General features: G+C 60.5%; 19 protein-coding genes. 8 read left to right on the top strand and 11 right to left on the bottom strand.

What is annotated here, in order from left to right:
• Position 1 precedes the first annotated feature (1 nt).
• The 3 genes from RAE04_RS02500 to galK are packed head-to-tail and all read left to right on the top strand — an operon-like array spanning position 2 to position 2,530.
• Entirely contained in the window at positions 2–244 is a 243-nt protein-coding gene (locus RAE04_RS02500; RefSeq protein WP_005322508.1) for a hypothetical protein, read from the top strand.
• A complete protein-coding gene (gene galT / locus RAE04_RS02495; protein WP_317026324.1) occupies positions 244–1,338 on the top strand; it encodes a galactose-1-phosphate uridylyltransferase in 1,095 nt (364 codons plus the stop codon). Before RAE04_RS02500 ends, galT begins: the two co-directional genes overlap by 1 nt.
• Positions 1,331–2,530 carry a galactokinase gene (galK, locus tag RAE04_RS02490; protein WP_317026323.1) on the top strand — a complete coding sequence of 400 codons (1,200 nt, stop codon included), beginning with the start codon at positions 1,331–1,333 and terminating at the stop codon, positions 2,528–2,530. The genes galT and galK overlap by 8 nt, the downstream gene beginning before the upstream one ends.
• A gap of 160 nt (positions 2,531–2,690) precedes the next feature.
• On the opposite strand, the gene RAE04_RS02485 is transcribed toward galK, so the two are convergent.
• Positions 2,691–3,734, bottom strand: coding sequence for an RNase H family protein (locus tag RAE04_RS02485; protein ID WP_317026322.1), 1,044 nt, complete (start codon positions 3,732–3,734; stop codon positions 2,691–2,693).
• Between the two features lie 255 nt (positions 3,735–3,989).
• On the opposite strand from RAE04_RS02485, the gene RAE04_RS02480 reads away from it, so the two are divergent.
• The 3 genes from RAE04_RS02480 (at position 3,990) to RAE04_RS02470 (ending at position 7,013) form a co-directional block, all read left to right on the top strand.
• On the top strand, positions 3,990–4,892 hold the full coding sequence (locus RAE04_RS02480) for a DUF559 domain-containing protein (protein ID WP_287555954.1): 903 nt from the start codon (positions 3,990–3,992) through the stop codon (positions 4,890–4,892).
• Between the two features lie 187 nt (positions 4,893–5,079).
• Complete coding sequence (locus RAE04_RS02475; RefSeq protein ID WP_308572657.1) at positions 5,080–6,243, top strand: divalent metal cation transporter; 1,164 nt, start codon at positions 5,080–5,082, stop codon at positions 6,241–6,243.
• On the top strand, positions 6,243–7,013 hold the full coding sequence (locus RAE04_RS02470; protein WP_049378651.1) for a putative hydro-lyase: 771 nt from the start codon (positions 6,243–6,245) through the stop codon (positions 7,011–7,013). The genes RAE04_RS02475 and RAE04_RS02470 overlap by 1 nt, the downstream gene beginning before the upstream one ends.
• Here the strand turns inward: RAE04_RS02470 and RAE04_RS02465 are convergent.
• The 6 genes from RAE04_RS02465 to RAE04_RS02440 all read right to left on the bottom strand — a co-directional run bounded on the left by RAE04_RS02465 (position 7,010) and on the right by RAE04_RS02440 (position 15,044).
• The gene (locus RAE04_RS02465) at positions 7,010–7,630 is read right to left on the bottom strand and encodes a GntR family transcriptional regulator (protein WP_317026321.1); all 621 of its coding nucleotides are present in this window, start codon (positions 7,628–7,630) and stop codon (positions 7,010–7,012) included. The two genes, RAE04_RS02470 and RAE04_RS02465, sit on opposite strands and share 4 nt — an antisense overlap.
• A 67-nt stretch (positions 7,631–7,697) precedes the next feature.
• Positions 7,698–9,479 (bottom strand): acetyl/propionyl/methylcrotonyl-CoA carboxylase subunit alpha, encoded by a 1,782-nt coding sequence (locus RAE04_RS02460; RefSeq protein WP_288211736.1) that lies wholly within the window; start codon positions 9,477–9,479, stop codon positions 7,698–7,700.
• Positions 9,469–11,043 (bottom strand): 5-oxoprolinase/urea amidolyase family protein, encoded by a 1,575-nt coding sequence (locus RAE04_RS02455; RefSeq protein ID WP_239273421.1) that lies wholly within the window; start codon positions 11,041–11,043, stop codon positions 9,469–9,471. Before RAE04_RS02455 ends, RAE04_RS02460 begins: the two co-directional genes overlap by 11 nt.
• Entirely contained in the window at positions 11,043–11,804 is a 762-nt protein-coding gene (locus RAE04_RS02450; protein ID WP_286688220.1) for a LamB/YcsF family protein, read from the bottom strand. Before RAE04_RS02450 ends, RAE04_RS02455 begins: the two co-directional genes overlap by 1 nt.
• Positions 11,805–12,017: 213 nt before the next feature.
• A complete protein-coding gene (locus RAE04_RS02445) occupies positions 12,018–12,581 on the bottom strand; it encodes a CAP domain-containing protein (RefSeq protein WP_317026320.1) in 564 nt (187 codons plus the stop codon).
• A 564-nt stretch (positions 12,582–13,145) separates the two neighbouring features.
• A complete protein-coding gene (locus RAE04_RS02440; RefSeq protein ID WP_317026319.1) occupies positions 13,146–15,044 on the bottom strand; it encodes a fructose-specific PTS transporter subunit EIIC in 1,899 nt (632 codons plus the stop codon).
• Positions 15,045–15,148: 104 nt separating this feature from the next.
• Between RAE04_RS02440 and RAE04_RS02435 the strand changes: the two genes are divergently transcribed.
• Entirely contained in the window at positions 15,149–15,658 is a 510-nt protein-coding gene (locus RAE04_RS02435) for a 2'-5' RNA ligase family protein (RefSeq protein WP_284815626.1), read from the top strand.
• Here the strand turns inward: RAE04_RS02435 and RAE04_RS02430 are convergent.
• The 4 genes from RAE04_RS02430 to RAE04_RS02415 all read right to left on the bottom strand — a co-directional run bounded on the left by RAE04_RS02430 (position 15,655) and on the right by RAE04_RS02415 (position 20,158).
• Positions 15,655–16,848 carry an amidase gene (locus tag RAE04_RS02430; RefSeq protein WP_317026318.1) on the bottom strand — a complete coding sequence of 398 codons (1,194 nt, stop codon included), beginning with the start codon at positions 16,846–16,848 and terminating at the stop codon, positions 15,655–15,657. The two genes, RAE04_RS02435 and RAE04_RS02430, sit on opposite strands and share 4 nt — an antisense overlap.
• Before the next feature lie 135 nt (positions 16,849–16,983).
• The gene (locus RAE04_RS02425; RefSeq protein WP_317026317.1) at positions 16,984–17,889 is read right to left on the bottom strand and encodes a polysaccharide lyase family protein; all 906 of its coding nucleotides are present in this window, start codon (positions 17,887–17,889) and stop codon (positions 16,984–16,986) included.
• 21 nt (positions 17,890–17,910) lie between these two features.
• Positions 17,911–19,461 carry an alkaline phosphatase D family protein gene (locus RAE04_RS02420; protein WP_317026316.1) on the bottom strand — a complete coding sequence of 517 codons (1,551 nt, stop codon included), beginning with the start codon at positions 19,459–19,461 and terminating at the stop codon, positions 17,911–17,913.
• 91 nt (positions 19,462–19,552) lie between these two features.
• Positions 19,553–20,158, bottom strand: coding sequence for a hypothetical protein (locus RAE04_RS02415; protein WP_317026315.1), 606 nt, complete (start codon positions 20,156–20,158; stop codon positions 19,553–19,555).
• A 129-nt stretch (positions 20,159–20,287) separates the two neighbouring features.
• On the opposite strand from RAE04_RS02415, the gene RAE04_RS02410 reads away from it, so the two are divergent.
• Positions 20,288–21,712, top strand: a complete 1,425-nt coding sequence (locus RAE04_RS02410) for an MFS transporter (protein WP_317026314.1) — start codon at positions 20,288–20,290, stop codon at positions 21,710–21,712.
• The last annotated feature ends 7 nt before the right edge of the window (positions 21,713–21,719 follow it).

Genomic DNA, 21,719 nt, shown 5'->3' with positions numbered 1-21,719 from the left:
CATGTCTGAGAAAAAGCGCGCGGGAGCATTTGACCTGCGCAACGTCATCGCCGCACTCCTCGGCCTCTACGGCCTAATTTTGCTCGGCTGCTATTTCTTCCTTGACCCAGGCATCAACCCGGATACCGGGCAGGCTAAGAACGCCAGCGATAACCTATGGGCAAGCCTTGCTTTGCTGGCCGTGGCCGCCGCCTTTGTGCTGTGGGCGCGCCTGAAGCCCATCACCATCCCAGGAGAAAACTAATGGTTGAGATTACCTCTGCCGCGCTTGCCGACGGCCGCGAGATCCTCTACTTCGACGACCAGCCCCACCCCGACCGCGTGCTTGCCGACGCCCGCGACATCCCCACCGTCGCCCCCGCCTCCGAGATGCGCCAGGATCCCCTTACCGGGGATTGGGTGGCCTTTGCCGCCCACCGTATGAACCGCACCTTCTTGCCACCAGCCAACGAGAACCCGCTGGCGCCCACGCGCGAAGGCCAGCTGCCCACGGAGATCCCCAGCCCCAGCTATGACGTGGTGGTCTTTGAAAACCGCTTCCCGTCCTTTGCCACCACCGCGGACATCGAGCATCCGGAGGACGATAACCTGCTTGGCATGGTGCCGCGCCTTCCTGCCCGCGCACGCTGTGAGGTGGTGTGCTTTACCGAGGACCCAGCTTTGTCCTTCAAGGACTTGCCGGAATCGCGCATCCGCACCGTGATCGAGGCCTGGGCACATCGCACCGCTGCACTATCGCAGATTGCCGGCGTGCAGCAGGTCTTCCCCTTTGAAAACCGCGGCGAAGAAATCGGCGTGACCCTCCAACACCCGCACGGCCAGATCTACTCCTATCCGTTCCTTTCACCGCGCCTGCGCTCCATCGTGGATTCCGCCCGGGCCTACGACGGCGACCTCTTCCAGGATCTCCTCGATCGTGAGCGCGCCGCCGGCACCCGCATCATCGCCGAAACCGAGCACTTCACCGTCTTTGTCCCCGCCGCCGCCAAATGGCCGCTGGAAGCCATGGTCATGCCCAATGAGGAGGTCCCCGATTTCGCCGCGCTTTCCGGCGCCCAACGTGCCGACCTCGCGCCCCTGCTCAAAAAGCTGTACTCCGCGGTGGACCGCTTCTTCGATGGTGTGGAGAAGACCCCGTATATCGCCGGCTGGACCCAAGCCCCGGTTGACCCAGCACTGCGCCCTGGTATCCGCATGCACCTGCAGCTCTTTTCGCTGATGCGCTCGCCCGGCCGCATGAAGTACCTCGCCGGTTCCGAGTCCTCGCAGGCCGTGTGGATCAATGACACCACCCCGGAGCGCATCGCCGCCCGCTTTAAGGAGATCTGGGATGCTTAACTGGATTGACACCCGCAGCGATGCGGAGCTTGCCGCCGCAGCCCGCGAACTCTTCGCCGCTGCCTTTCCGGACGCGCTCGAGCCCGCCGGCGTGTGGGCCGCACCCGGCCGCGTCAATCTCATCGGCGAGCACATCGATTACGCCGGCGGCGCCTCCATTCCCTTTGCGCTGGAACAAAACACCGCCGTCGCCGTCGCACTCCGCACCGATGGCCTTCTCCGGATAGCCTCCGAATACGACGGCAGCGTTGCCCAGACCAGTCTCCGACTCTCCGAAGTCCGCCCCGGCCACCCTTCCGACTGGTCCGGCTACGTCGCGGGCACCGTCTGGGCCGCCACTGCCGCGGACGTTCTGACCTGCACCGGCCTCGATATTGCCATCGTCTCCGATGTCCCCGTCGGCTCTGGCCTGTCCAGCTCCGCCGCCCTCGAGTGCTCCGTGGCTGTGGCCGCCTACGAGCTTTGCCACGGCAAAGCTCCCGATGACGCCCCCCGCGCGCAGCTGGCCCAGGCTTGCATCCGCGCCGAAAACGAGGTGGTTGGCGCCTCTACCGGTGGCTTGGATCAGAATGCCAGCCTCTTCGGCCAGCGCGGCAAGGCGCTATTTCTGGATTTTTCCACCGGCGCCGTCGAGCGCGTGCCGTTCAATATCGAGGCCCAGGACATGGTGCTGCTTATCGCGGACACCAATGCGCCGCACACGCTTTCCGACGGCCAATATGCCTCCCGCCGTGGCATCATCGACGCCGTTCAGGCTGTCGCCGGCCGCTCCATCCGCGAAATCCCAGATGCCGTCGCCTTCGCCGCGACCGTCAACCCCCAGGAGGCTGAACTCTACCGCCGCCGCGTGCGCCACGTGGTGGAAGAGACTGAGCGCACCTTAGCCGCCGCTACCGCGCTCACCTCATCCGACCCGGCAGAGTTCCGCCGCCTCATGTGCGAAAGCCACATTTCCCTGCGCGACCTGTACGAAGTCACGACCCCCGAGCTTGACTCCGCTTTCACCGCGGCCGGCGAAATCGGCGCCCGCATGACTGGTGGCGGCTTCGGCGGCGCAGTCATCGCGCTCATCCCGCGCTCTGACGTCGAGTCCACCGCCCAGGCCATTTACGACGCCGCAGCATCCCGCAGCTTCCCGGAACCCACCTTCTTGGTGGCCCGCCCGGGAGACGGGGCCCGCCGCCTCGCCTAACTCTGTAGCCCGGCTCGGCTCAGTCGCGACCCTCCCAGCGCGCCTCTTGTCGTAAGGTCCATACTGATCAGGCTGATCTGAAGACCGGGCCGTCTCAGATCGGCCTTAACTCCCTCAATTCGGCCTGATCAGATCAGCCCCAAAGCCCTAAGCGTTCGGATCACAATGCCGAGAGGGCTTTCTGAATTCCCTCGCGTAGAGTCTCGCGAGACTGCTTCATCGGATGCGCAATCGCGCGCAACCCCATGTACGCAATCTGGTCGGCCGCCCGATTCAGCGGATCGCCCGCATGCCCGAGCACACGGCGAATGTCGACCTCGCATTGGCCTTGGATATCGCCCCAAGCTTGCTGGAATCGGGACCGCGCACCCGAAGACACCCCTCGCCACGTGCGCCCCGGCCGCGATGCTTTAGAGCCGCGCTTATGCACAATCTGCTCGACCGCCTCCAAAGCGGCTACGGAATCGGACTCAATAACCGCCTTGCGCGCGCCCACCTTGAGCAGGTATTTCAGCGCGAGCGTCAGTGCTTCGAGCTCGAGCTCATCCGTGCTCGCCTTGGTTTCTCGAGTTCGTAACCGGTAGTCGCCGTTGCCCGCAACGAAGCACATCGACCCCTTGAATACGGTATCCGAGGAAGCATCGGTGGCTATGCGAACCACGTCGCCCTCAGGCCACGAGGAGGCGCGCGAGAAGTTCGGCCACCAGTGTGCTTGCGGCGTCTCTACCTGTGCCGCTTGCTTCTTTTTCGGCGCCTCACCCATCTTGCGCGCTTTTCGTGCGGTGATGCCGGCTTGTTTTCGGCGCACAGAGCTCGCGGTTTTCGAAGCCCTATTTTCTCCCGCAAAGCTTCCCGTCACCGTGAAACCGTCGGCCGTAAGTGCCGCTCGCAACGCATTTTGTCTGCGACCAGTGACAATCCACACCCGTCCGTCGAGTCCCTTGAGTGCGCGTTTGACCTCGCGCACGGCGATATCGACGATATCGCCCTTCTTCGTCTGGCCGCGGCGCACAAAACGCGTCTGTTTAGTATTGACCGCGATGACCCAGCCTTCGATGGTGCCGTTGGGGGCGGAATCCCAACGCTCGTCCCAGAGCGCGACCGCAACATGGATTGGTGCCGAGACCATATCCGAGGTGATCTTGCGGGTGCCGTAGGTGCGCGATTGCGTACCGGTTAGTTCTGAGAGCTCGATGGGTTCCATTATCTCTAGTAAAGCACGGTTAACCGCGCTGCTGAATTATCCCCCACACCGCTGCTTTGAACTACTTCCCCTTAGGTCGAATGTGATCGAGCCGATCTGAGCACAACCCGCTCTCAATTCAGCCTCAACACCCTCAATTCGGCCCGATCTCCTTCGACCTAAAGTTCCGTCCGCCCCCTACTCAAGGTCCTCGGAAGTTCACCTTCCTGAGCCTCATGACGCGTGCCCCGCCCCGCCAGCCGCGAAGATGAAACCATGATTACAGATCACTTCATCAACCTTCGTTACGCCGGAGCCGAAAGTCCGCACCATTTAGCCCTCCAGTGCGGGGAGCTCACCCAGATAGCGCCCTGGGTCGCCGTTCCCACGGCCACCTGGAGGCAATGGGTGCGCCATAAACAACAATTCGCCAAGGTAGTCGCTGCCGGGTGGAGCACTCACCGCGCCGTCCTCATCAGCAAATCGGCCGCGCGGCTGTGGGGAATATGGGTAATTTCTAGGGAAGGGGAGGAGGTGGAGTTAGCGGTGCCTTCGGGAAGCGTTCCCCCTCGCAGGCTCACCGCGAAAGGATACCGGTACCGCCGGGTAAAGTCCCTCCAGGAATCCACGGTGTCGATAGCTGGTGTGCGCGCCACGAATCCCGCCCGCACCTGCCTCGAAATCGCCCGGCTACACGGCTTCCCAGATGGCCTGGTAGCTACTGATTCTGCGCTCAGACAACATGACGTCACCACCTATGACTTGCGCGAAGAACTGGCAAAAATGCGGCGCACTAGGGGACAAGCAGCTATGCGTAAGGTTATCGAGCACGCGTATGGCGGATCGGAATCGCCCTATGAGTCCTATCTGCGAGCCCTCATTATCGAGCGTTTCCCGCAGGTGAAAATTGAGCCGCAGAAACCGTTGCTCGGGAAATATCGGGCGGATCTCTGTCTCGATGGCTGGCTGGTACTTGAGGTCGATGGCGATGCCAAATATGACGGTACCTATGGCGAGACACCCGCCCACGTGGTCAAGCAACAGATAAAGAGGCAGCGTGCGCTAGAAAACCGCGGATACGTGGTGCTGCGCTTTGGTTCCAACGAGGTGAAAGCGGCGGACGAGGCATTGCGGATAATCTCTAGCCACCTGGGAAAACGCGGCGGGAAAGTTGCCTAGATCACCCCCGCGCCACCCCGTAGTACATAAACGTTGTTGAACAAAAGGCATAGCAACCTTTAAGATGATGCGCATCACAAACTAATGCGACCTGCATCACGAAAGGTGAAATCTAGTGAGTGCTGAGACATCACACGCCACTCCGGCGCAGGCGGGGGACAAGACTCCGCCCAAAGGCCTCGGCGCCATGGCGGGTGCCATGTTCCTTATGGCCACCTCCGCCATCGGTCCGGGATTTTTGACCCAGACCTCGGTCTTTACTGTGCAGATGGGCGCTTCCTTCGCATTTGCGATTATGCTGTCCATCCTCGTTGACATCGCCATCCAGCTCAACGTGTGGCGCGTGCTGTGCGTGACCGGCATGCGCGCCAATACTTTGGGCAATACCGTGCTCCCTGGCCTGGGCTGGGTGCTTGCCGTATTCGTGTTTATCGGTGGCGCGGTCTTTAATATCGGCAATATCGCCGGTTCTGGCCTGGGCATTAACGCGATGCTGGGTATCGATTCGCGCATCGGCGGCGTCATTGCCGCGGCCATCGCGATCTTCATCTTCCTCTCCAAAAAGGCGGGTATGGCCCTCGACCGCCTCGTCGCGGTCCTGGGTGCAGTCATGATCTTGCTTATGCTCTACGTTGCGGTGGTCAGCCAGCCACCGGTGGGCGAGGCCCTAAAGAATACCGTCGCGCCGGGCGAGATTGACTTCTTCGTCATTACCACCATCATTGGTGGCACCGTGGGTGGTTATATCACCTTTGCCGGCGCGCACCGCCTCATCGATTCCGGCCACACGGGCGTGGAAAACGTCAAGAACATTACCTATACCTCGGTAAGCGGCATCGTGGTCACCGGCATCATGCGTATGCTCCTTTTCTTGGCCGTTCTCGGTGTGGTCGCCACCGGCGTGGCGCTTTCGGACGACAACACCGCGGCCGATGCGTTCTACCATGCCGCCGGCGAGTTTGGCCTGCGTGCCTTCGGCGTGGTCCTCTTCGCGGCCGGTTTGTCCTCGGTTATCGGCGCCGCCTATACCTCGGTATCCTTCGTGACCTCCCAGGGCACCTCGACGCGCACCCGCAATATCCTCACCATTATCTTCATTGCGGTGTGCACGGTAGTCTTCGTAGCCATCAACTCCGCGCCACAGAAGTTGCTTATCTTCGCCGGCGCCATCAATGGCCTGATCCTGCCTATCGGTTTCGCCCTCGTGATGTGGGTGGCCTGGCGCCGCCGCGACCTCCTACAGGGCTATAAGTATCCCAAGTGGTTGCTGGTTATCGGCGCCCTGGCGTGGGTGCTCACCATCTTCATCGGCTTCAAGGCTTTCTCCGGCATCACCGAGCTGTGGGCATAATGCAGACCCCAGAGCAAGTGCGTGAGTATGCGCGCAGCCATGACATGGTCACCACCGCCGGGTATGCCCGCGGTTTCATGCAGGCTAACCTGCTGGCCGTGCCGCAGGAATACGCCTTTGACTTCTTACTCTTTGCCCAGCGCAATCCCAAGCCATGCCCGATTGTGGGCGTGCTGGAAGCCGGTCAGTACACCTCCGAGCTGCTGCCGGGTGGGGACATCCGCACCGATATTCCGGCCTACCGTGTCTTTGAAAACGGCGAGCATACAGCCACGCTTGCCGACGCCACCTCGTACTACACCCCAGACATGGTCAGCTTCCTCATCGGTTGCTCTTTTACCTTTGAGACTGCGCTGCAGGATAACGGCATTGAGGTCGCGCACATTGCCCAGCAGCGCAACGTGCCGATGTTTAAAACCACGATTCCCACCACCCCGGCCGGTGTCTTTTCCGGGCCCATGGTGGTCTCCATGCGCCCGATCCCGGCCGCGCAGGTCTCCGATGCCGTGCGGATTACCTCCCGTTACCCATCAGTTCACGGCGCCCCGGTCCACGTGGGTGACCCGGCGGCCATTGGCATTGAGGACTTGAACCGCCCGGACTTTGGTGATCCGGGCGAAGTGCCGGAGGGCTGCCTGCCGGTCTTTTGGGCCTGTGGTGTGACCCCGCAGGCCATCGTGATGGAATCTAAGCCGCGCTTAGCGATTACACACGCACCGGGCCAGATGCTCGTGACCAACGCCCGCGATCAAGATTTTCTCATTCCTTAATCGTCCAACACGGCGAGGATCTTCTCGCAGGTATTCATGAGGCTGTCATGCGAAAGCGTGGCGGCCTCGAGGCGTTTTCCATCTGCGATAAGCGTGGCCAAGGTGATATTGCCTTGAATATGGTCCGCATGAAGCTGCGGGTACCGCGGGATTGCTAGCAAGAAGGTGAGCCGCATGCGGGCGAGCAGATTATCCATCTGCTCATTCAAGGTAGGGGAGCCTAGCGCGGCCACCAGCGCGCGGTGGAAGCGCTGATTGATGGCGGAGACTTCCTGGTGCTCGCCGCGTGCCGCGTAGTCGAAGGCAGAGGAAGTCAGGGTGACGAGTGAGGGGGCGTCGGCAAAAGCGCCCCAACGTACCGCGGCCGGTTCAATGGCTGCGCGGGCAGCGAAGAGGTCGCGGATGTAGTCTGCATCGGGCGTCGCAAGGAATACGCCTCGGTTGGGGATGCGCTCGACGATGCGCTCCGCGGCAAGCCTGGTGAAAGACTCGCGGAGGGTATTGCGCGAGCAGTTAAAGCGCTCGGCCGCCTTGACCTCGCTGAGCTGCTCGCCCGGCTGAAACTCGCCGGAGGAGATGGCCTCGCGCAACTCGGAGGCGACAGACTGGGAAAGCATGACCACAACTGTACTAAAAAGTTATGCACCTCACATTGAAATGAGGTGCATAACGATGGCGCGAGCGCTAATCGATGGTCGCGATGACCTTGGAGGAATCCAGACGGTCACCTTCTGCGGCCAGGAGCTTGATGGTACCGCCGCGCGGAGCCTTGATGGCCGATTCCATCTTCATGGCCTCGACGGTGGCGATGGCATCGCCCTCGGCCACGGTATCGCCGTCCGCGACGTTCCAGGCCACGAGGTTGGCCTCGAACGGGGAGGTGACCGCATTGTCATCGGTGGACTGCGCGCCAGCCGAAGACGGTGCGGTGGACGCGGAGCCACCGGCCGAGGCGGCGCCCGGCGCGGCGAGGAAGTCCACGGGGACGCCGACGTTGACCAGCTTGCCGTCGATTTCTACGGCCACAGTGCGGCGCTGGGTGTAAATGGCCTCGACCTTTTCCACCTGGTTGGCGGCAGACGGGCGGTAGTTGTGATCCACCCAGTCAGTAAATACGCCAATCTCGGAGGCGCCGGCGGCAGCGGCATCGTCTGCTGGGGCGGCGGTGCCGATGAGTGCAGGCTCATCCATCATGTCGCGGTGGAACGGCAGCACGGTGCGCACGCCGGTGACGGTGAACTCACGCAGGGCAAAGCGGGCGCGGGCCAGGGCGATCTCGCGGGTCGGGCCCCATACCACCAGTTTGGCAATCAGGGAATCATAGTACGGCGGGATGATAGAGCCAGAGCGTACCGCGGAATCTACGCGGATGCCCGGGCCGGTGGGCGGCTCGAAGGAGACAATGGTGCCGGGGCACGGGGCGAAGCCATTGAGGATGTCCTCGGCATTGATACGGAATTCAAAGGCGTGGCCATGGGACTGCGGATCCGCATCGAAGGACAGCGGCTCGCCGGCCGCGATGCGGAATTGCTCGGCGATGATATCGGTGCCGGTGACTACCTCGGTGACTGGGTGCTCGACCTGCACACGGGTATTGACCTCGAGGAAGGAGATGGTGCCGTCTTCGGAGACGATGTATTCCACGGTGCCGGCGCCGGTGTAGCCTACTTTGGAACAAATGGAGCGGGCGCCTTCGATGATGCCGTTGCGTTGGGCGTCGGAAAGCGCGGGCGCCGGAGCCTCCTCAATGAGCTTTTGGAAGCGGCGCTGGGTGGAGCAATCGCGGGTGCCGAGCACGCGGACATTGCCGTGCGTATCGGCCAGCACCTGGGCCTCGACGTGGCGCGGGTGGGTGAGGAACTTCTCCACATAGCACTCCGCGCGGCCGAAAGCCTCCATGGCCTCGCGACCGGCAGAATTGAATGCACCCTCAATCTCTTCCATATTGTCCACGACCTTCAAGCCGCGTCCGCCACCGCCATAAGCGGCCTTGATGGCAATGGGCAGACCGTGCTCTTCGGCGAAGGCGCGGGCCTCCTGCCAGTCATCGATGGGATCGGAGGTACCCGGTGCCAATGGCGCGCCGACCTCCTCGGCCACGCGGCGTGCAGCGATCTTGTCACCGAGCAACTCGATGGACTCTGGCGACGGGCCAATCCAGATCATGCCGGCCTCGGTAACCGTGCGGGCAAAGTCGGCGTTTTCGGACAAGAAACCGTAGCCCGGGTGGATGGCATCGGCACCGGCGCGCACCGCGATATCAAGCAGCGCGGGCACGTTCATGTAGGTATCGGCCGCGGTATTGCCCGGCAGCGCATAAGCTTCATCCGCTACCTGGGTATGCAGGGCACCTGCGTCCGCTTCGGAATAAATGGCGATGGACTTAATGCCCAGGTCGCGGGCGACGCGGGCGATACGCACGGCAATCTCGCCGCGGTTAGCAATGAGGACGGTTTTAATCTGCATTCTGTTCTCCAGTGTTCAAGGCTTGGGGTGCAACGAGTTCAAAGTTCACGCGCGCGCCGGGTGGCAGCTGCGCGGCAATATCAATATCTTCTTCCAAGACGGTGGCGATGACCGGGTAGCCGCCGGTCACGGCATGATCGCGCAGGAAGACCACGGGCTTGCCATTAGGTGGGATTTGGATGGAACCGGCGACCATGCCCTCGGAGGGGAGCTCGCCGTCTTTGACGCGTTCAATCGTCTCTTCGCCATCGAGACGCAGGCCCACGCGGTTGGAATCCGAAGTGACGGTCCACTCGGTGTCCAGGAAGGCGGAGACATTATCGCCAAACCAATCATCGCGCGGTCCGAGCACGCAGCGCAAGGTGGCGCGGGTCTTGCCATCGGAGCTTTCGCGCACGCGCAGTGGGTTGGCCAGCTGGGCGTCGGTCATGCCGGTAGAGCGCGGCAGCACGCCGATGACATCGCCGGTGGTGACCGGGTCCGGGCCAAGGCCAGAAAGGACGTCGGTGGCCGCGGAGCCAAGCTCGGATTCAGCAATAATGCCGCCGCGGATGGCCACGTAATTGCGCATGCCTACCGTTGCAGGATCCACCGTGACGGTGTGCCCGGCCGTAACCAGTACGGGGCGAGCAAGGTGGACCGGCATCTCGCCGAGGCGCACACGCGCGGTCGCGCCGGTGACACAAATGACGGTATCGGTGAGCGCGTGGAGCTTAATGCCGCCGATATTTTCCAGCACTGTTGCCCCACGCGGATTGCCCACGGCCACGTTGGCGGTCGCGGCGGCGGCGCGGTCGGCAGCACCGGAGGGGGTCACGCCGAGATCGCCCACACCGGGGCGGCCCAAGTCCTGGTAGAGCGTGAGTAGGCCGGCATCGATAACCTCCATGCGCGGCAAGCGGGCAGGGGCGCGTTTCGAGCGGGCAGAGTGATCAACGAGCTCCGGCAGCTTATCCACGCTGCGATAGCGCACGCGGTCTCCCGGCTGTACCAGCGCCGGCGGGTTAGCATTGGAATCCCACATCGGCGTATTGGTGGTGCCCAACAGCTGCCAGCCGCCCGGGGAAACGCGCGGGTACACCGCGGAAAACTCACCCGCGATACCTACGGCACCGGCCGGCACCGCGGTACGGGGATTGGATCGGCGTGGCACAGCACGCGCCTGGGAGGGGTCCGACGGCGCACAGTAGGTAAAACCCGGGGCAAAGCCACCGAATGCCGCGGTCCACTCGGTAGAGGTATGCCAGTTAATGAGCGCTTCGCGCGAAAGACCCAGCAGGTCTGCGGCCTCGTCCACATCCTCGCCGTCATAGAGCACATCAATTTCTACCGTGCGCGCCTCCGCAGCCGTCGCGGCGGCAGGGGAGAAGTCCTGCAAAAATTCCGCCGCATCTCGCGCCGAATCGGGTGCTTCAAAGGTCAGCAGCAAGGTGGTGGCGGCCGCGATGCAGTCCACCTGATTCTTCAACGGCTTGGCAGAAAGCGCCGCGTGCCAATCCATCACCTGGTTCAATCCATCCAGGTCAATGAGCAACGCGCGCGTGCCCACAAAATTAATGTGCATTAGATAAAGCTCCGAATCTCGATGCCTTCTTCCCGCAGGCGCTCCACCACGCCGCGCAGCAACTTCACCGCGCCGGGCGAATCGCCGTGGGTGCATACGGATTGTGCATCTACCTCTAACTTCGTGCCATCCACAGCCGTGATCGACCCGGTCTGCGCCACCTCCAGTACTCGCTGCACCACCTCATCGGCGCTACCCAGCACCGCATTGGCTTCCTTGCGTGAGACCAGCGTGCCATCGGGGTTGTAGTTGCGGTCCGCAAAGGCTTCACGGATGACGGTAAGCCCGCTGCGCTTGGCGACGTCCACCGCTACTCCCCCCGGCAGCAGCATCACCGGCAAGTCATCAAAGGCCTTAATGCCCTTGATGACGCCTTCTGCCTGCGCCTTATCCTTGACGATGGCGTTATACATCGCGCCGTGCGGCTTCACATAGGAAACCTTGGTGCCATTGGCGCGGGCCAAAGCATCGAGCGCGCCAATTTGGTAAGTTACCTCGTCCGCGAGTTCGTCCGGGTTGTAATCGATAAAGCGGCGACCGAAACCTGCGGCGTCGTTGTAACCTACATGTGCACCTACGGTAACGCCCGCTTCTGCAGCTGCCTCGAGCGTGCCGGCAATCGAGTGTGGGTCACCCGCGTGGAAGCCCGTGGCCACGTTTGCTGAGGACACCATCTCCAGCATCGCCGCGTCATCCGCGACCGGATTGCCCGCGGTCGTTTCTCCCAAGTCCGCGTTCAAATCAATATGGAGCGAGGACATTCAACACCGTCCTTTAAGATTGTTGAACAATTCGAATGCCTTTAAGTGTAACCCTCGCCACTGTCATTTGTGAAGACGGTTACTTTTTATTTACCCGCGTGCGCACCCCCACCTAGGCATGAGAAAACCGCCCCGCCCCGGGCAAGAGGTCCGGGAGGGGGCGGGGTGGCCCGCTAGAGCCCAAGGGGCCGAAGGCCCTAGCTTGTGTAATCTTTAGCGGCCGTAGTTCTGGACAGCGTAGAGCTTGCCCTCAGAGTTTATGGCAACACCAACGCCGATGGTCTTGGCGCGTGGGTCGAGCATGATCTTGCGGTGACCCGGAGATTCGTACCAAAGCTTGACCAGGAGGGCATCGGAGTAGTCGCTCCATGCCTGCAGTACGTTCTCGCCGCCGGCCGGGATGTTGGAAGGGTAGTAGTTCCAGTGCTGTGGGCGGTGGCTGAGCTTATCGGCGCGAACCAGCTGGTTGGCCCAATCCTGAGCCAGCGCATTGAGTGCACCGTTGGCGCGAACCGGGCGCAGGCCGTGTGCCTGGCGGTAGGCGTTGGTGTGGTTGATGATGCTCTGGACTCGGTTGGAAGCTGGGGCAACTGGCTTCGCAGCGGCAGCTGGGGCGACGGGCTGGCTGGCGGACGGTACCGGAAGCTTTACACCACCGAAGCTACTCAAGGAGCTGGAGGCCTCTGCTGGAGCTGCGCCAACGCTGAGGGCGACGGCTGCTGCAAGTGCAGGAGCAAAGAACTTCTTGGCGGAGAAGTGAATTTTGGGGGTAAACATGAGCGGCACCTTTCTGCTGGGACCTAGCGGAAATCAAGAGGGCGGGAATCTCGGAGTGTTAACCGCTAACTTCCGTTCCCCTTCACTTAAAAGTTAATCAATTCCGCTCGGGTAAAATCCAGCTGACCAGCAAATATTAGGATTCATGAAGTTGATGTCGCGTAAAACTAATTGCCTCTTAGTTATTTCTCGATTTGAGCTAGGAAACCCCTAAATTTCCTCAGTGATGTCGCTCAGTTCCCCGCCCCTACGGGGGTAGATCTCAACCAGTATCTCAGGTTCCCAGAGGAGTGAGGTTCTTTTAAGACATACAGCCTTAGTTTTAAGCCCGTCTCTGGTAAAGCTGGCCATTTTCTTGAAAGAGCCTATGAGAAACCTTGTGTATTTCTGGCTGTCTAAGGAGTGTAAGAGAGCATCAGGGTGATGCCGGGTCTCGTTTGAACCCGCCGCGCTACCGCTGCTCCTCCCGCGAAACCGCCCCATTCGCCCCATTCCTGTGCGGTGTTGGCATAAGAAAAGCGCCCAGCGGGTATAACCGCTGAGCGCTAGTAGCTGCAAGACAATTTAGGCCTGGGAGGTTGCGGCTGCGTTGTCAGTCGATGGTGCAGGGGAGAGCACCTGTGAAATGATGTCGGCGGCTTCCTTGCGCGTCTTCGCACCGTGGAGCTGGGCTCGGAAGTCCTCTTTCATGATGCTGCGGGCCAGCTTGGAGAGCAGCTTGAGGTGCTGCTTTCCGGCGTTATCCGGAACGGCAATAAGGAAGGCCAAGGTGGTCGGGTCCTCACCCGCGGCCCACGTGACGCCCTGGGGCAGGCGCGCGAAGGCGAGAGTTGGTACCTTCGCCCCCGCAGATCGAGCGTGCGGAATGGCCACTCCGTGGCCCACTCCGGTGGAACGGGTAGATTCGCGCTTCAACGCGGCGCTGGCGACCGCTTCCGCATCAGACATACGCGAAGAGGTGAGCTTCACCATGGAGCGAATGACCTCTTCGCTGGAAGAACCCAGGTCTTTATCGAGGCTAATCGTATCGACAGCAACAAGCGGCTTATCCTTGCGCTGCGTCAATCCCACTAGCAGGAGAATAAGGCCAGCACAGACAGCGATGCCGGCAAGCATGGCGATAAAGAAGCCAACGACGTTATCTACCGCGCCGAGCACCGCGACGATGGGGCCGCCGTGCATGACGTGGTCTTGTGCACCAAATAGACCGGCGAGCGCACCAGCTACGGCGCCACCGGCAACGTTGGCAGGGATAACCTGTAGCGGGCGTGCAGCCGCGAGCGGAATGGCGCCCTCAGTAATGCCGAAGAATCCCATGAACAACGCGGCGATGCCCGCATCATTTTCGGCCTTGGTGAACCAGCGGCGGCGCAGGAGCGTAGCTACACCAACGGCGAGAGGCGGTACGGCAATCGCGCATGCTGCCATGCCCATGGGTGCCGCATTGCCGGCCGCGATCATGCCGCCGCCAAAGAGGAAGGCTGTTTTATTAAAGGGACCACCCATATCGAAGGCGATCATGGCGCCCAGGATAAGACCCAGCACGATGACGGAGGAGCCCTGCATGCCAGCGAGATAGTCGGTCATTGCCTCGAACGCGGCCGAAACTGGTGCGCCAATGAGCAAGATGAAGATGAGCCCCACGATCAGTGTGGTGAAAATCGGGATGACGATGATGGGCCAAATCGGTGCAATGAACTTGTGTACCGGAATCTTCTTAATGGCAAGAGCCACATAACCGGACAAAATACCGGTGACAATGCCGCCCAAGAAACCGGCGCCCGCCTCAGAACCGTAAAGCGAGCCGGTGGTGGCGATGAGGCCAGTAATAAGGCCAGGGGCAAGGCCCGGCCGGTCCGCGATGCCCACCGCAATATAGCCAGAGAGCACTGGGACCATCAGCGAGAACGCCAGGGCGCCGAGCTCATTGACTATGTTCCAGAAGCTATCTTCTGGAATCGCCATGCCCTCAGGCGTGGGCGTGCCGCCGATGGAGAGGGCGACCGCGATGAGCAGACCACCGGTTACCACGAACGGGATCATGTGCGAGACGCCGTTCATCAGCGCCTTATACATGGTTTGACCAACGTTGTTTTTACGCGGTGCCTCTTCTTCCGTTTGCTCGGAAGTGCCCTCCCAGCGCGAGGCGCTCAAGGACCTGCTGAGCAGTTCCTTCGGGTGCTTGATGGCCTCGTCCACACCGGTGGCCTCGAGGCGTTTGCCGTGGAAGCGGTCTTTGGAAATTACCGTATCGGCACCGATGACAATGGCATCAGCGTCTTCGATATCTTGCTTGCTAAAGGTTCCTTCGACGCCGATGGAACCGTGAGTTTCAATCTTGATGCGGTAGCCCAATTCTTGGGCTGCGGCCTCGAGGTTTTCGGCTGCCATGTAGGTATGTGCGATGCCCGTCGGACACGCCGTGATGGCGAGGATGAGGGGCGATGACTCTGAAGTGCTCATGACTCTCATTAAACGGCAAACGTTTGCGCTGGCACAAGAGGCAGTGATCCACTTCTTGGACTGTACGCTGGAAGCACTCCACTACAGAAAGGGAATGCTCGCCTGTGAGTAAAGCATCGCCGGATAATATCTTGCTCTACCTGCCGCAAAAGCAGGAGGAACAGGTGCGCGAAATCTTTGCCGGCCTTGCAGAGCGCGGCTTTCCTGTCCAGCAGCAACGCCCGCATATTACTGTGACCTTTTCGCCGCATATGCAGCCGGAGGTCGTGGATTTAGCAGCGCAGCTGTTGCCGGCCGTCATACCGGCAGACTTCCGGCGGGTAGGAAACGTCATTTTCGGCACCAAGCGCAAGCAGACGGTGGCTTGGCTCCTTGAAACGACTAACGAGCTAGAAATTGCCGCGCGAAAAATCAGTGCCGCTAATCCGGATGGGCGCGGGCCGCGGTGGACCCCGCATCTGACCATGGGGTTGCGCCTGCCGCGTGAGGAGGTTCCTGGCTATATCCAAGCAATGGATGAGCTCACCTCATCGCATTTCAAGGAGCTTAGCGCCGTAGAAGCCGCCTATTGGCGGCCGCGCACGCAGGAAAAGACAGTGCTGGCCGAGGCCTAGAGCAGGGCCTGCAGAGCGCGGGCAACGCGCAGCACGGTCAGGTCCTCGCCCGGCTTGCCGACGACCTGCACCGCATCACCCACGCCTTCTTCCTCTTCGCCGCGCAGCGGCACCGTAATCGCCGGCCATCCGAGCACATTGAAAGGCTCGGTCCAGCGCCGCAGGCTCGCGGCCGATTCCGCGGTATTTTCCGCGGTGATATCGGACCACTTGAGGGGGCCGGAATCGAGGGTAGGGGTGAGGATAACGGGGGCGTCGCCGAGCAGGGCAAGCGCTTTCTCGCGCAGCTCTTTCACGCCCTGTGCGGCCGCGTCATAATCTTCTTGGCTGATATTTTCTCCGCCCAGTACACGCTGCAGGATCACGTCCTGGTACTTATCGCGTTGGTCCAGCAACGGCCGGTGGACGTCATAGACCTCCTTCAAGCGCATCGGCTCGTAGAGCTTGGCCGTGGCGGCGATGGTGTCTTCCAAATCCACGCTCTCGGTGAGCTCAAAGTCCGAGTGCTCCAGCGCCGCCAAAAGATCCGCGAAGCGCTCTCCCTTGGCCTTGAGGGCCGTGATATCAACTGTAGAAACGTCTTGCGCTGCGGCTGGTTCCTCATCTGCGGTGGCAATAAAGGCCTGCTCAATCAGGTCAATTGAGCTGGCAAAGAATCCAACGCAGTCAAAGCTCGGGGCGAAGGGAAAGACGCCTTCTACCGGAATGAGACCAAAGGTGGGTTTGAAACCCAGCACGCCCTGGCATGCGGCAGGCACACGCACCGAGCCGGCGCTATCGGAACCCACCGTAAGCTGCAGCGCGCCGCAAGCTACCAGTGCCGCCGAACCGGAACTCGATCCACCGCCGCACACTTCGGGATCCCGCGGATTGATAACTCGTCCATACGCGGAGGCATCGCCCAAAATGCCATAGGAAAATTCCTGCAGGTTCGCCTTTGCCACCGGCAGCGCACCCTTCGCCGTCAAGCGCTGCACCACTGGCGCATCCTTGACCGGTGCGCGGCCAACATTGACCTTGGTGCCGCAGGTAGTAGCCACACACGCCACATCAACGATGTCCTTGAATGCCACCGGTTGTCCCATGAGCGTGGGCGATTCATCCACCGCGTGCTCATCAAACGGGATGATGGTGATCACCGCGTTAAAATCCTGCTGGGCTCGGTGCAGGCGATCAGAAACTGTAGGCATAATGGAAGCTAAGTCCTTTCAACGTCGGCGTCCTTTGCTGCTGACGATGTAGTAGAAGGGTGCAGATGTTACTACCGTACATCAGGAATCGGTGAACAATTTCCCGTTTCCAGGCAAAGCACCGCCTGCGCGGTGTTACTTAGCAAAGATTCCCAGCGCATCCCAAGCTAGCCAGCCGCCTTCGCGCAGGGTGAAGACCAGCTGGTTCTCTCCTTCCTTGAGGGTATCTGCGGCGAGATCAAACTCGATTGCTGCGGGGCGCAGCGGGGTTGGCTCGCCGCTGGCATCGCCTTGGCGCGAACCTTGCGTTGCGCCCTGTGGGAGCTCTATTTGTTTATGAAAATCATTAATCGTGATATCGAGAACACCGCCGAGCTTGGTGGTATCAATGAGCCACAATGCCAGCGCCGCTTTTGAAGCAGGCTTATCCAATTTCACCGTCCACCTCAGCGTGTAGGACTTGCTGCCCGCCCACTTGTCGCCGGGGCCGGGGAGGAGATAGGGGACCTCGGCAGGCGTAGCATCCGGTCCAACAGTGATTGTCTGGTCTGGGTGCGCGGTGACGATCTTCTTATAGTCCTTTGGTGAGTACTGAAACTCCGTGCCCTTTCGGTCAAAGGAACCAATCGTGGCTAGCGCTTTGCCGGCAGTGACCGAAGGCAGGGAGGTAGACGTCGCTTTGCCAGAAGGAGAGGACTCAGCACCGGCAGCATCAACCACCTTGACATAATATGACCATTTTTCACCGGCAACATCGCGCCGTGAGTGGTGGAAGAAAGGGAAGATGGTCTTGCCCAGCAGCACGTCTACACCATTAGGATCGGTGCCGATGACTCGGTAGTGATCCAAAACGACGTTCCAAGAAACAGGTTCCCAGGTGATGTAGTTTTCCATGAGCTGCGGCTCTGCCTGAACACCGGTTACGACCGGCGGAGCAGCACTCGCGGTAGGAGCTGGAGCAGAGGAATCCTGGTCAGAGGAATGTTTGCGGGAAGAACCGTGGCGAGGGGAAGAAGAGGAAAGCGAGCTAAAAAGTCCCATGATGAATTGTCCTTTCGGGGCTTAGAGGGAGCGCAGCGTGTGCTCGCCGGCATTGGTACGGAAGGAGAAAGCAGTCTCACGCGGGGCGGTATCATCGCGCTCGATCCAGGGCACGACAACGAATTCGGAATCGAGGTGCTCGCGGGTAGCGCGCACTTTGATGTAGCCACGGCGCTTATCCATGGCCTTCACATACGGCTTTTCCAGCCACTCGGTGCTCTTGGAACCAGCGAAGCCATCGCCATCGGAAGCAATGGAGGTAGCGACCAATTCCACGCCGACGGGCTGGCCGGATTCGGATTGGATTTCGGCAGCGCAGTGTTGGTGAATATCGCCGGTGAAGACAACGGGATCGCTGACCTTGGAGAGGGACTCGATAAGGCGGCGGCGGGCTGCTGGGAAGCCGTCCCACTGGTCGGTGCTATCGGCGATCGGTACGACGATCACGCTATTGACCACCACGTTCCACTGTGCCGGGGAGGTGGTGAGTTTATCGTTGAGCCACTGCTCTTGCTCCGCGCCCAAGATGCTGGCATCCTCCGCGGATTCTTCGCGGTATTGGCGGGTATCGACTAGATTGAAACGCATTAGCGTGCCCACGTCGAAAGAATCATAGATGCGGTTATTGGGGCCTTCGGGAAGCGCCGGCGGGGCCACCGGAAGATTCTCATAAAAGGCACGGTAGGCAGCCGCGCGCTGGTACAGGAAGTGCTCGGCCGTGGTGCCAATCTCGGACCAACTACCGGCGTAGTTATTTTCTACTTCGTGGTCATCCCACACAATCGCCATCGCGGCGCGCGCATGCGCGGCCTGCAGGTGCTCATCAGATTTGAAGAGCGAGTAGCGCAGGCGATACTGCTCCAGAGTCTCCACCTTTGCCTTGAAAACATCGGGCACCCTTGCGCCTTGGCGCCAGAGATTATCGCCTTCCACAATGCCGTATTCGTAAATGTAGTCACCCACGAAAATCGTCATATCCAGGTCCGGTTCCTGCGCAATATGCTTCCACGGGGTGAAATAGCCGTGGTACCACGCCTGACACGAAGCCACAGTGAAGGTGAAATTATCCACCTTCGCACCGGGCGCCGGCAGAGTCTTAAACCGACCTACGGGGCTCACCTTGCCATCCACGCGGAAGCGATAAAAGTACTCAGTTGCAGGTTCCAGCCCAGTTATCTGTGGATGTACCGAGTGTGCCAGCTCGCGTTGGGCTAGGGCTTCGCCCTGCTTGGCGACGTCCCCAAACCCCTCATCCTTCGCAACTTCCCAACCCACGCGGACATCGCCGCCGGTCATGCCGCCGTGACCATCCTCGGCCAGCGGTTCCGGGGCCAGGCGGGTCCACAAGATCATCGAATTGTGCCGCGGCGTACCCGCCGCTACACCTAGACCAAAAAGCTCCGAATCCTGCGGCAGATCACCATCCCGTGAAGAACCCCATGAACTCAGGCTCGATTGCGCACCCGCCTTTGCCGGTGCACTAATACCCGCAGCCACCGCCGCGGCTGAAACACCGGCAATCTGCAGGAAGTTACGACGGTTAAAAGAAGGACGACTATTTGAATAAGGCATACAAAGCTCCACAAGAGGTTAAAAGGAACCTTTTCAGCCTAAGTAGCCGCGGTGAATCGCTGGTTAATTCTGCGGCAATAGTAAGAGAACGTCAGTAGGCGTCCCGTTGCCATGGATCGTTCTCTCGGCAGTACTCTGGGGAGTACGTGCTTACACAATCCGCCCACCATTTATGTGCCCGCATATGTTCTTCTTCTACCTCGCCGGTCCGCGTCATCGCTGCAGGCAAATCCGAATCTGAGTTGTCATTCCCGATGCCTACTGGGGAGGAGCACTGAGATGGATCGGAGACGTAGTGATCCGTTTGCGGGCACCGGTAGGGGTATTTTGCCATTTGCTCGTCGTGGAGGTTCTGGCATTCTTGTGCCCAGCGAATAGTCCCATCGCTGTACAAACCGTTGGTGGTCCAACTACCGCCGCCATATACGCACTCGGTCAGGGTGGGTTCTGTGGTGGATTGGGCGGTGTTCGTTAGGGGAGCGTCGGCAAGCGAAGGCTCAGCTTCCGCTGCCGGTTGCGGCTCCGAAGAGGACGACTCGGCCGCAGAGCTTGTGGAACTAGAGCTGATAGTTGAACTATTGCTCGTGCTGGAGGAGCTAGTTGCAGTCGCTCCTTCCGGTTGCAAATCCGGAGAGGTACAGGAGGCTAAAGAAAGCATCACCGTTGCGGCAGTGACGATATAGGAGAGAGTCTTCATAAACTATGGATAGTAGACAATTAGAAAATATCTGGAGCGTTAAGCAGTACTTTTCATGTGTTGGGCGAGAATTAGCTGAGCCAAGCTTTCCACTATCGAGCGCAGGATTCATCAACTACGTTTAAAGCCATGACTTCCACCGCCTCCGAGCCAGCAAAGCTCCAGCCCAGCTCCTATATTCCATTGATGTTTGCACTGCTTACGGCGGTGTTCGCTTTCCAGCTCAATGCGTCGATGCTCTCGCCTGCCTTGGCGACGATGGAAGACGAGCTGGGCGCTACCACCGCCCAGATTGGCCTAACGCAGACGGCCTTCTTTACCGCCGCGGCATTGTTCTCGCTGTTCCTGCCGCGCTGGGGCGATCTCATCGGACGCAGGAAGGTCCTCGTCGGCATGATGGCGGTAGCTGCGTTGGGCTGCGTGGTTTCGGCCATTGCACCGAACGTCGCTGTGTTGCTTATCGGCCGCATCATTCAAGGCGTGGCAGGGCCTACGGTTCCGCTGTGCCTGATTATGCTGCGCCAGCAGGTCCTCAATGAGCAGCAGTACGCCCTGTTGCTGGGCATTGTGACCTCGGTAAACGGTGGTATTGCGGGCGTGGATGCCCTGGCCGGCGGTTGGCTGGCGGGCAATTTTGGCTACCGCTCGGTCTTTTGGACCATGGCAGTACTATGCGCCATCGCAGTAGTAGCAGTGCAGGTATTCACTAAGGAATCCACGGCCACCGAAACCCCGCGTATGGACTGGGCGGGCGTGCTGCCCCTAGCCGTGGCGCTGGGTTGCGTTCTCACCGCATTCAACGAGGCCGGCAAACTTGCCGAGGCCAATTGGTTCCTCGTCATTATCCTCATCCTCATTGGCGCCGCCGGCTTCTGGGCCTTCTGGAACGTGGAGAAGAAGGTCGCCGATCCGCTCGTTCCGGTGGCCTACCTCAAACAACGCCGCACGTGGGCGCTGCTTTCTACCACTCTGCTCACTATGACCGGCGTCTTTGCCGTAATGAACGGCCTCATTCCAAACCTCGGTCAGGAGGCAGAGGCCGGTGCTGGAATTTCTGCCAGCACCATTTCTTGGGTCACCCTTACTCCATACGCTCTTGCGGGCTTGGTTTTCGGCCCGATTGCTGGCTGGATGGCGTCCAAGCTGGGATATAAGTACGTCCTGCAAACCGGCTTGATCGGCACCGTCGTAGGCCTGATTATCTCCATTTTCGTCGTGGGCTTTCCGAACGCGTGGAGCCTGCTCTTCGTCTCAATTTTCTTGGGCGTGACCTACGCGGGCATTGCCAATATCATGCTCAACGGACTGGGTATTGTGCTTTCGCCGGCCGATAACCAGGGCTATCTTCCCGGCATGAACGCCGGCGCCTTCAACCTAGGCGCGGGCCTGTCCTTCGCGGTGCTCTTTGCGGTTTCCGGTTCCTTCGAACACGGCTACCGCGCGGGAATGATTGCCGGCGTCATCATCTTGCTTGCGGCCCTGGGCTTGTCCTTCCTCATTCCGCGCCCGGAGTCCATCGATGACACCGTGGCGGCCGTCAACGCCCGAAAGTAGGCTCGTG

It is taken from the genome of Corynebacterium sp. CTNIH16 (genome assembly GCF_032821655.1).
GTDB classification, from domain to species: Bacteria; Actinomycetota; Actinomycetes; order Mycobacteriales; family Mycobacteriaceae; genus Corynebacterium; species Corynebacterium marquesiae.
Note: the sequence above shows the minus strand (reverse complement) of the source record. Positions and strands in the feature narration are given on the sequence as shown.